Genomic DNA, 10069 nt, shown 5'->3' on the forward strand with positions numbered 1-10069 from the left:
GCGGACATGACCGTTTCAGCCGAGCAAAAAATCACGATATCAGATTGCTTTCACGCCACTTGGCTCTGCTAATCTTGCGCCGCTTTGCGAGCACCCACCATAAGAAGGATCAGATCCATGACCAGTACCGTCGCGGCGGGGGCCTCGGCCAGTGTGCCAGGCTTCCTGTCGAAGGAGCGCATCATCGCCCGCCCGGGCTTCAACCGCTGGCTGGTTCCCCCGGCTGCCCTGGCCATCCACCTGTGCATTGGTATGGCCTACGGCTTTTCGGTGTTCTGGCTGCCTTTGTCGCAAGCCCTTGGTATTACCGCCCCCGTTGCCTGTGCGGCAGACATGAGCTTCATGGCCCGGATGTTCAGCGCCGAATGCGACTGGCCGATCTCGATGCTGAGCTGGATCTACACCCTGTTCTTTGTCTTCCTCGGTTGCTCGGCGGCAGTATTGGGCGGTTGGCTGGAGCACGCCGGGCCGCGCAAGGCCGGCCTGGTGTCGGCACTGTGCTGGTGCGGCGGCATGCTGATCTCGGCCATTGGTGTAAAAACCCACCAACTGTGGCTGATGTGGCTGGGCTCCGGCGTAATCGGCGGTATCGGCCTGGGGCTGGGCTATATCTCCCCTGTGTCCACGCTGATCAAGTGGTTCCCGGACAAGCGCGGCATGGCCACCGGCATGGCGATCATGGGCTTCGGTGGCGGGGCCATGGTGGGTGCACCGCTGGCCACCGCGCTGATGGGGCATTTTGGCAACGAGCACGAAGTGGGCGTATGGCAAAGCTTCGTCGCCATGGCGGCAATCTACTTCGTGTTCATGACTGCCGGCGCGCTGGCTTACCGCGTGCCGCCGACCGGCTGGAAGCCCGAAGGCTGGACCGCCCCGGCGAAAAAAGCCGGTAACACCATGGTGACCGACCGCCATGTACACGTCAGCGTCGCCTGGAAAACCCCGCAGTTCGCACTGATCTGGCTGGTGCTGTGCCTGAACGTGTCGGCGGGCATCGGCATTCTGGGCATGGCGTCGCCCCTGCTGCAGGAAGTATTCGCCGGCAAATTATTGGGCAACGAACTGACCTTCAGCCAGCTGAATGCGGCCCAGCTGGCCCAAATTGCCGCGATCGCCGCCGGCTTCACCGGCCTGCTGAGCCTGTTCAACATTGGCGGGCGGTTCTTCTGGGCGTCGTTCTCCGACTACATCGGCCGCAAGAACACCTACTTCGCCTTCTTTGCCTTGGGTGTTGGCCTTTACAGCCTGGTGCCGAACATGGGGCACCTGGGTAACGTGGCGCTGTTTGTGGCGGCGTTCTGCATCATCCTGTCGATGTATGGCGGCGGTTTCGCGACCGTGCCCGCGTACCTGGCGGACCTGTTCGGCACACAGATGGTCGGCGCCATTCATGGCCGCCTGCTGACTGCCTGGGCTGCGGCGGGCGTGCTGGGGCCGGTGTTGATCACTTACCTGCGCGAGTCTCAGTTGGCCGCGGGGGTGGAGCGGGCAGCGGCTTACGACATGACCTTGTACATACTCGCTGGCCTGCTGGTGCTGGGCTTTATCTGCAACATGCTGGTGCGCCCGGTGGCCGACAAGCACTTTATGAGCGACGCCGAGCTGGCGGCCGAGCGCGCGCTGAGCCATGACAAGGGCGCCGATGGGGCGCGGTCGCTGGAGTGGAAGGCGGCGCCGGGGAGCCTGGCGCTGGTGCTGCTGGCCTGGGCGGTGGTGGTCGTGCCGCTGGCCTGGGGGGTGTGGGTTACCTTGCAGAAGACTGCGGTGCTGTTCCATTGATGTAATGCTGGGCAGGCTCAAGGGGCGCTTTGCGCCCCATTCGCGGCACAAGGCCGCTCCCACAGAGAGCGCATGCCGCGATTACCCGGTTGTATAGACCTGTAGCGGCATCCCGCCCCCGTAATTGCTTGCTTTGCCATATGTCATCCGCGTTTCAAGCTGGCGCGTTCTGGGCCTATAATGGAGCCCTTTTCGCCCAATGATTTTGCGGAGCTGGTGATGGTCGAACGTAAGGCTTCCGTCGAGCGCAATACCCTGGAAACCCAGGTCAAGTGCTCGATCAACCTCGATGGCAGCGGCAAGGCCCGATTCGATATCGGTGTGCCTTTCCTTGAACACATGCTGGACCAGATCGCCCGCCATGGGCTGATCGATCTGGATATCGAGTGCAAGGGTGACCTGCATATCGACGATCACCATACCGTCGAGGACGTCGGTATTACCCTGGGCATGGCATTTGCCCAGGCCATCGGTGACAAGAAGGGTATCTTCCGTTACGGGCACGCCTACGTGCCGCTGGACGAAGCGCTGTCGCGCGTGGTCATCGACTTCTCCGGCCGCCCAGGCCTGCAGATGCATGTGCCGTATACCCGTGCCAGCGTTGGCGGCTTTGATGTCGACCTGTTCCAGGAGTTCTTCCAAGGCTTCGTCAACCACGCGCTGGTAACCCTGCACATCGACAACCTGCGTGGCCACAACACCCACCACCAGATCGAAACGGTGTTCAAGGCATTCGGCCGCGCGCTGCGCATGGCTGTCACCCTCGATGAGCGCATGGCCGGGCAGATGCCGTCGACCAAAGGGTGCCTGTAAATGCAGACGGTAGCCGTAATCGACTATGGCATGGGCAACCTGCACTCGGTAGCCAAGGCGCTTGAGCACGTAGGTGCCGGTAAAGTGCTGGTCACCAGTGATGCCGCGGTCATTCGCGAGGCCGACCGTGTGGTGTTCCCGGGTGTGGGCGCGATTCGCGACTGCATGGCCGAAATCCGTCGCCTGGGCTTCGATAGCCTGGTGCGCGAAGTCAGCCAGGACCGCCCGTTCCTCGGCATCTGCGTAGGCATGCAGGCGCTGCTCGAACACAGCGAGGAAAACACCGGCGTCGACTGCATTGGCCTGTTCCCCGGCCAGGTGCGCTTCTTCGGCAAAGACCTGCAAGAAGACGGTGAGCACCTGAAGGTGCCGCACATGGGCTGGAACGAAGTCAGCCAGACCATCGACCACCCGCTGTGGCACGACATCCCTGATCGCGCACGTTTCTATTTCGTACACAGCTACTACATCAATGCCGGCAAGCCGGGTCAGGTTGTCGGCCGCGGCCACTACGGTGTTGACTTCGCCGCTGCGCTGGCTGATGGCTCGCGCTTTGCCGTGCAGTTCCACCCGGAGAAGAGCCATACCCATGGCCTGCAGTTGCTGCAGAACTTCGTCGCCTGGGACGGGCGCTGGTAAATGAGCAGGTCGAAAGCCAAGGCCCCGGTCATGACGTTGGCCCCCGAGCAGGAGCGCGATGCGCTCGACACGCTCAAGCGCTTTCTCGAAGACCGTTTCGAGCTGGAGCTGGGGTCGTTCGAGGTGGCCGAGGTGCTTGAGCTGTTCAGCAAAGAAATTGCACCCCTTTACTACAACAGGGCGATTGCCGATGTTCAACTGCACCTCAAGGAGCGGTTCGAAAGCATCGAAAGCGATCTGTGGGCGCTCGAAAAGCCCTGAAACCCTAAGAACAGACAGGTTCCCAAGATGCTGATTATCCCCGCTATCGATCTGAAGGACGGTGCCTGCGTGCGCCTGCGCCAAGGCCGCATGGAAGACTCCACGGTCTTTTCCGACGACCCGGTGAGCATGGCCGCCAAGTGGGTCGAGGGTGGCTGCCGCCGCCTGCACCTGGTCGACCTCAATGGCGCCTTCGAAGGCCAGCCAGTCAACGGCGAAGTGGTGACTGCCATCGCCAAGCGCTACCCAACCCTGCCGATCCAGATCGGCGGTGGCATCCGCTCGCTGGAAACCATCGAGCACTACGTCAAGGCTGGCGTCAGCTACGTGATCATCGGCACCAAGGCGGTGAAGCAGCCGGAGTTCGTGGCCGAAGCGTGCAAGGCCTTCCCAGGCAAGGTCATCGTTGGCCTGGATGCCAAGGACGGCTTCGTCGCCACCGACGGCTGGGCCGAAGTCAGCACCGTGCAGGTCATCGACCTGGCCAAGCGTTTCGAGGCCGATGGCGTCTCGGCGATCGTCTACACCGACATCGCCAAGGACGGCATGATGCAGGGCTGCAACGTGCCTTTCACCAAGGCACTGGCTGAAGCCACCCGTATTCCGGTGATCGCCTCGGGCGGCATCCACAACCTGGGCGACATCAAGGCCCTGCTGGACGCCAAGGCACCCGGCATCATCGGCGCCATCACCGGCCGTGCCATCTACGAAGGCACCCTCGATGTCGCCGAGGCCCAGGCCTTCTGCGACAACTACCAAGGCTGAGGACTGAACCATGGCACTGGCCAAGCGCATCATCCCTTGCCTGGACGTGGACAACGGCCGGGTGGTCAAGGGCGTCAAGTTCGAGAACATCCGTGATGCCGGCGACCCGGTGGAAATTGCCCGTCGCTACAACGAGCAGGGTGCCGACGAAATCACCTTCCTCGACATCACCGCCAGCGTCGATGGCCGCGATACCACTTTGCATACCGTCGAGCGCATGGCCAGCCAGGTGTTCATCCCGCTGACCGTGGGCGGTGGCGTGCGTACCGTGCAGGACATCCGCAACCTGCTCAATGCTGGTGCCGACAAGGTTTCGATCAACACGGCTGCGGTGTTCAACCCGGAGTTTGTGGGCGAGGCAGCGGACCGTTTCGGTTCGCAGTGCATCGTTGTCGCCATCGATGCCAAGAAGGTGTCCGGGCCAGGTGAAACGCCGCGCTGGGAAATCTTCACCCACGGTGGGCGCAAGCCGACCGGGCTGGATGCGGTCGAATGGGCGAAGAAGATGGAAGGCCTGGGTGCAGGCGAGATCCTGCTGACCAGCATGGACCAGGACGGGATGAAGAACGGCTTCGACCTGGGTGTTACCCGCGCCATCAGTGATGCGCTGGGCATTCCGGTCATTGCTTCGGGTGGTGTGGGTAACCTGCAGCACCTGGCTGACGGCATTCTGGAAGGGCATGCCAGCGCGGTGCTGGCGGCCAGTATCTTCCACTTTGGCGAGTACACGGTGCCGGAGGCCAAGGCCTACATGGCTTCGCGCGGGATCGTCGTTCGCTGATCCATTGATTGGGGCTGCTTTGCAGCCCTTCGCGGGCACGCCCGCTCCCACCGGGGTCTCTCCAACCCTGTGGGAGCGGGCGTGCCCGCGAAGGGCCGCAACGCGGCCCCAATTGCCTCAACCGTGGTTCTTGCCGAGCAACGCGTGATACAGCTCGGTATCCCCAAGAATCCCCACCACCCTGTCGTTATCCTGCAGCACCAGCTTGTTGCCGGTCTGATAACGAATCTGTAGCGCCTCGCGCATGCCGATGTCGGCGTGCACCACGGTCGGCCTGCGCTGCAGCAGCTCCACATCCTGCCCTGGTGCCCAGTTCTGCATGTCCAGCCCGTTCTGGCCCTGGCGTGCACGCTTGAGCGCGCCACCTTCGCCCAGGTCCAGCCATGAATCGATACCTGGGTCCAGGCATACCGAGCCATTGACCCGCTTGCAGTTGTCCAGGCTACGCATCAGGCTGCGGCCGCACAGCACGTTCAGCGGGTTGGTGTGGGCGACGAAGGTACGCACGTACTCGTCGGCCGGGTTGAGCACGATCTCCTCTGGCTTGCTGTACTGGATGATCCGCCCGTCCTTCATGATTGCAATGCGGGTACCCAGCTTCAGTGCCTCGTCCAGGTCGTGGCTGACGAACACGATGGTCTTGCTGAGCTTGGCCTGCAGGCCCAGCAGTTCGTCTTGCAGGCCCTGGCGGATCAGCGGGTCGAGGGCCGAGAACGGTTCGTCCATCAGCAGGATGTCGGCATCCATCGCCAGCGCCCGGGCCAGGCCCACGCGTTGCTGCATGCCGCCAGACAGCTCGTCCGGCTTTTTGTTGCGCCACTGGGTCAGGCCCACCAGCTCAAGCTTCTCGTCGACCAGCTTGCGCCGTTCCTTTTCAGGGCGGCCCTGCATTTCCAGGCCAAAGCTGATGTTCTCGCGCACCGTCAGCCAGGGCATCAGGGCGAACTTCTGGAACACCATGGCAATGCGCTTGGTGCGCATCATTTTCAGCTCGGCCGGGCTGCAGTGGGCAATGTCGATGTGCTTGCCTTCGTGCTCGACAAACAGCTTGCCGCGGCTGACGGTGTTGAGGCCGTTGATGCAGCGCAGCAGGCTCGATTTGCCCGAGCCGGACAAGCCCATCAGCACGCAGATCTCGCCCTTGTTGATATCAAGGTTGGCCTTTTCGACGCCGACCACCAGGCCGGTCTGCTTGAGGATCTGTTCGCGGGTCTTGCCCTGGTCCAGCAGCGACAGTGCCTCACGCGGCTTGTTGGAGAAAATGACGTCGACGTCTTCGAAACGAATGATGCTCATGCCTCACCCCTTACCGGCAGTTCCGGTTGCTTGCAGATACGGTCGAGCATGATTGCCAGCAGCACGATCGCTAGGCCCGCTTCGAAGCCCAGGGAGATATCAGCGGTGTTCAGTGCGTTGACCACAGGTTTGCCCAGGCCGTCGGCGCCCACCAGGGCGGCGATCACCACCATCGACAACGACAGCATGATGCACTGGGTGACGCCGGCGGCGATGCTTGGCATCGCATGCGGCAGTTCGATACGGGTGAGCAGTTGGCGCCGCGAGCAGCCAAACGCCTTGCCGGCGTCCATCAGCTCTTGCGGGACGTCACAGATGCCCAGGTAGGTGAGGCGGATTGGCGCTGCGATGGCGAACACCACGGTAGAGATCAGCCCCGGTACCACACCCAGGCCGAACAGGGTCAGGGTAGGGATCAGGTAGACGAAGGTGGGCACCGTCTGCATCAGGTCGAGCACCGGGCGCATGGCGGTGTAGAACATCGGTTTGTGGGCGGCAAGGATGCCCAGCGGCACGCCGATCACCACACATACCACCGTGGCGAAGGTCACCTGCGCCAGGGTTTCCATGGTTTCCTGCCAGTAACCCAGGTTGAAGATCAGCAGGAATGAAAGGGCAACGAACGCGGTCAGCCCCCACTTGCGCTGGATCAGGTGCGCCAGGCCGGCGAACAGGGCGATGAGGACGAACGGGTTGAACCAGGTCAGGGCACTGGTGACCCCATGGATCATGAATTCCAGGCCTTGCGCGATGGCGTCGAAGTAATTCGCGCCGTTCTGGGTCAGCCACTCGACGAACGACGCGATGTACTGGCCCAGGGGTATTTTCTGATCGATAAGCATGATAGCGAGCTTCCACCTGCATAGATTGAAATCAACCCGGGGCAGGCACGGTCCTGCCCCGAGGTAGCGCTACTGCGTGGTTCGTTATTGCGCGAGCTTGGCCTTGGCCGCCTCAAGGCCGGGTTTGCCATCAACAGTGGTAACGCCGGCAAGCCAGGTGTCCAGCTTGCCGGGGTTGTCTTTAAGCCACTTCTTGGCGGCTGCTTCGGGTTTCATCTTGTCGTCCAGGACATAGCCCATCATGGTGCTTTCATCCTTGAGCTCGAACGACAGGTTCTTGAGCAGTTGGCCAACGTTGCTGCATTCCTGCGTGTAGCCTTTGCGGGTATTGGTCAATACGGTTGCCTTGCCGAAATCGGGGCCGAAGAAGTCGTCCCCGCCGGTGAGGTACTGCATCTTGAAACGGGTGTTCATCGGGTGCGGTTCCCAGCCCAGGAATACCAGCGCCTCGCCGCGTTTCTGCGCGCGGTCGACCTGCGACAGCATGCCGGCCTCGCTCGATTGCACAATCTTGAAACCGGCGTCTTTCAGGCCGAAGGCGTTCTTGTCGATCATGCTCTGGATGGTGCGGTTGCCATCGTTGCCGGGCTCGATGCCGTAGATCTTGCTGTCCAGTTCCTTCTTGAACTTGGGAATGTCGGCGAAATCTTTCAGGCCCTTGTCGTACAGCGCCTGGGGCACGGCCAAGGTGTACTTGGCGTTTTCCAGGTTGGCGCGCACCGTTTCCACGGTGCCGGCGTCGCGGTACTGCTTGATGTCGTTCTCCATGGTCGGCATCCAGTTGCCGAGAAACACGTCCAGGTCCTTGCCGGTGGCCAGCGACTTGTAGGTCACCGGTACCGAGATCATGGTGGTGTGGGTTTTGTAACCCAGGGCTTCGAGCACAACGCTGGTGGTCGCGGTGGTGACTGTGATGTCGGTCCAGCCGACGTCGGAGAAACGTACCGTCTGACACTGCTCGGGTTCGGCGGCCTGGGCCAGCAAGGGCGTGGACAGCAACGCAACCAGCAACAGCGAGGGTGAACCTTTCATGGATGGACTCCTGAGATATTGTCTTCGGGTTCGCGTGGGTCGCCGGGCTTTCTGAGGGTCCGGTCGACCAGGCCTGCAGAGGGCAGGATGCGTGGCCGTGCTTTACGAGTCGCTTTCGATAATCCTCCAGCGCCGGGCAATCGCCTACTGGTAGGGTCGTATCCAGTACGGAACGGGTCGTATCCAGTAAGGGCGATGTCGCTTATAGGTTTATCCACCCCCTCGGCCGCATTTTTGCGTCACCTGGCCGCCGGAAAGCGGCGTGGTGAGGGCCGCTCCTTGAGCAAAAACAGCGCGGCGCGGCTGGACAAAAGTACGTCGGTTGCAGACGGCGAGGGGTGCGGTAAAAGCCCGATGATGCTGGCATTCAAGGCGGCCCGCTGTTTGAGCCTAGCAGCTACCCCGCCCTGCGCATGGCGCGCAGAGACAAGCCCAGCAAGAGGTGATTCGACAATGGCCATCAGCGTGTTCGACCTGTTCAAGATCGGTGTCGGGCCCTCCAGCTCCCACACCGTCGGCCCCATGCGTGCTGGCGCCCTGTTCGTTCAGGGCCTGCGCGAACGCGGCGAGCTGGACCGTGTAAAACGTATCGAAGTGCGCCTGTATGGCTCGCTGTCGGCCACCGGCATCGGTCACGGCACCGACAACGCCACCATCATGGGCCTGATGGGCGAGTGGCCTGACGCCATTGATCCCACCTGCATCGTCCCGCGCATCGCCGACCTGCGCGAAACCAACACCCTGCAGCTGGATAGCCGCCTGCCCATCGAGTTCATCTGGGCCCGCGACATGCTGCTGCTGGACGAAAACCTGCCGTACCACCCCAACGCCATGACCCTGGTTGCCGAAGGCGAGCAGGGCGAGTTGCACCGCGACACTTACTACTCGGTGGGGGGCGGCTTTGTGGTCGATGCCGCCCAGGCCGCCAGCGGTGTGCTGGATGCCGACCAGACGGTGTTGCCGTACGATTTCAACAGCGCTGCCGAACTGCTGCGCCTGTGCAAGCAAAACGACCTCAGCGTGTCGCAATTGATGATGGCCAACGAGAAGGTCTGGCGCAGCGAGGAAGAGATCCGCGCCGGCCTGCACAAGCTCTGGGAAGCCATGCAGGAATGCGTCAACAATGGGCTTAAAGCCGAGGGTACGCTGCCCGGCGGGCTGAACGTGCGCCGCCGTGCCGCCAAGCTGCACCGCAGCCTGCAGGAGATCGGCAAGCCCAACGTGATCGGCTCGACGATGAGTGCCATGGAGTGGGTCAACCTGTTCGCCCTGGCAGTCAACGAAGAGAACGCCGCCGGTGGCCGCATGGTTACCGCGCCTACCAATGGCGCGGCTGGCATCATCCCGGCAGTGCTGCACTACTACATGCGCTTTAGCGATGAGGTGAACGAGTGCAGCGTTGTCGATTACTTCCTGGCTGCGGCTGCCGTTGGCATCCTGTGCAAGAAGAACGCGTCGATTTCCGGTGCCGAAGTGGGCTGCCAGGGTGAAGTCGGCTCAGCCTGCGCCATGGCGGCGGCAGGGCTTGCTGAAGTGCTGGGCGCTACCCCGCCACAGTTGGAGAACGCGGCCGAAATCGCCTTGGAACACAACCTCGGCCTGACTTGCGACCCGGTCGGCGGTTTGGTGCAGGTGCCGTGCATCGAGCGCAACGCGATTGCTGCGGTAAAAGCCATCAACGCGGTGCAAATGGCGCTGCGCGGTGACGGCGAACACTTCATCTCCCTCGATCAGGTGATCCGTACCATGCGTGACACCGGGGCCGACATGCACGACAAGTACAAAGAGACCTCGCGCGGTGGCCTGGCGGTCAGCGTTATCGAGTGCTGATCACTACCAGGTTTGCTGGCCCCTTCGCGGG

General features: G+C 62.2%; 10 protein-coding genes. 7 read left to right on the forward strand and 3 right to left on the reverse strand.

Annotation, left to right across the window (positions count from 1 at the left end; translation table 11 throughout):
• Positions 1-117 precede the first annotated feature (117 nt).
• The 6 genes from ACK1VC_RS11205 to hisF all read left to right on the forward strand — a co-directional run bounded on the left by ACK1VC_RS11205 (position 118) and on the right by hisF (position 5038).
• A complete protein-coding gene (locus ACK1VC_RS11205; RefSeq protein ID WP_016484504.1) occupies positions 118-1779 on the forward strand; it encodes an OFA family MFS transporter in 1662 nt (553 codons plus the stop codon).
• 219 nt (positions 1780-1998) lie between these two features.
• The gene (hisB, locus tag ACK1VC_RS11210; RefSeq protein ID WP_023532883.1) at positions 1999-2592 is read left to right on the forward strand and encodes an imidazoleglycerol-phosphate dehydratase HisB; all 594 of its coding nucleotides are present in this window, start codon (positions 1999-2001) and stop codon (positions 2590-2592) included.
• Positions 2593-3231 (forward strand): imidazole glycerol phosphate synthase subunit HisH, encoded by a 639-nt coding sequence (gene hisH / locus ACK1VC_RS11215; protein WP_016484506.1) that lies wholly within the window; start codon positions 2593-2595, stop codon positions 3229-3231.
• The gene (locus tag ACK1VC_RS11220) at positions 3232-3492 is read left to right on the forward strand and encodes a DUF2164 domain-containing protein (RefSeq protein WP_016484507.1); all 261 of its coding nucleotides are present in this window, start codon (positions 3232-3234) and stop codon (positions 3490-3492) included.
• A 27-nt stretch (positions 3493-3519) separates the two neighbouring features.
• Positions 3520-4257, forward strand: a complete 738-nt coding sequence (gene hisA / locus ACK1VC_RS11225) for a 1-(5-phosphoribosyl)-5-[(5-phosphoribosylamino)methylideneamino]imidazole-4-carboxamide isomerase (RefSeq protein WP_016484508.1) — start codon at positions 3520-3522, stop codon at positions 4255-4257.
• A 10-nt stretch (positions 4258-4267) separates the two neighbouring features.
• Positions 4268-5038 carry an imidazole glycerol phosphate synthase subunit HisF gene (hisF, locus tag ACK1VC_RS11230; protein ID WP_008091498.1) on the forward strand — a complete coding sequence of 257 codons (771 nt, stop codon included), beginning with the start codon at positions 4268-4270 and terminating at the stop codon, positions 5036-5038.
• 117 nt (positions 5039-5155) lie between these two features.
• On the opposite strand, the gene choV is transcribed toward hisF, so the two are convergent.
• The 3 genes from choV to ACK1VC_RS11245 form a co-directional block, all read right to left on the reverse strand.
• The gene (choV, locus tag ACK1VC_RS11235; RefSeq protein ID WP_016484509.1) at positions 5156-6334 is read right to left on the reverse strand and encodes a choline ABC transporter ATP-binding protein; all 1179 of its coding nucleotides are present in this window, start codon (positions 6332-6334) and stop codon (positions 5156-5158) included.
• Positions 6331-7179, reverse strand: coding sequence for a choline ABC transporter permease subunit (gene choW / locus ACK1VC_RS11240; RefSeq protein ID WP_169725175.1), 849 nt, complete (start codon positions 7177-7179; stop codon positions 6331-6333). Before choW ends, choV begins: the two co-directional genes overlap by 4 nt.
• An 81-nt stretch (positions 7180-7260) precedes the next feature.
• Positions 7261-8208 (reverse strand): choline ABC transporter substrate-binding protein, encoded by a 948-nt coding sequence (locus ACK1VC_RS11245; protein ID WP_016484511.1) that lies wholly within the window; start codon positions 8206-8208, stop codon positions 7261-7263.
• A gap of 453 nt (positions 8209-8661) precedes the next feature.
• Between ACK1VC_RS11245 and ACK1VC_RS11250 the strand changes: the two genes are divergently transcribed.
• On the forward strand, positions 8662-10038 hold the full coding sequence (locus ACK1VC_RS11250) for an L-serine ammonia-lyase (RefSeq protein ID WP_016484512.1): 1377 nt from the start codon (positions 8662-8664) through the stop codon (positions 10036-10038).
• Positions 10039-10069 lie beyond the last annotated feature (31 nt).

Source organism: Pseudomonas sp. XP2 (genome assembly GCF_053557975.1).

Excerpts from the sequence above, each read along its gene's own strand:
- ACK1VC_RS11205 (WP_016484504.1), top strand. The coding sequence starts at position 118 with ATGACCAGTACCGTCGCGGCGGGGGCCTCGGCCAGTGTGCCAGGCTTC.
- hisB (WP_023532883.1), top strand. The coding sequence starts at position 1,999 with ATGGTCGAACGTAAGGCTTCCGTCGAGCGCAATACCCTGGAAACCCAG.
- hisH (WP_016484506.1), top strand. The coding sequence starts at position 2,593 with ATGCAGACGGTAGCCGTAATCGACTATGGCATGGGCAACCTGCACTCG.
- ACK1VC_RS11220 (WP_016484507.1), top strand. The coding sequence starts at position 3,232 with ATGAGCAGGTCGAAAGCCAAGGCCCCGGTCATGACGTTGGCCCCCGAG.
- hisA (WP_016484508.1), top strand. The coding sequence starts at position 3,520 with ATGCTGATTATCCCCGCTATCGATCTGAAGGACGGTGCCTGCGTGCGC.
- hisF (WP_008091498.1), top strand. The coding sequence starts at position 4,268 with ATGGCACTGGCCAAGCGCATCATCCCTTGCCTGGACGTGGACAACGGC.
- choV (WP_016484509.1), bottom strand. The coding sequence starts at position 6,334 with ATGAGCATCATTCGTTTCGAAGACGTCGACGTCATTTTCTCCAACAAG.
- ACK1VC_RS11245 (WP_016484511.1), bottom strand. The coding sequence starts at position 8,208 with ATGAAAGGTTCACCCTCGCTGTTGCTGGTTGCGTTGCTGTCCACGCCC.
- ACK1VC_RS11250 (WP_016484512.1), top strand. The coding sequence starts at position 8,662 with ATGGCCATCAGCGTGTTCGACCTGTTCAAGATCGGTGTCGGGCCCTCC.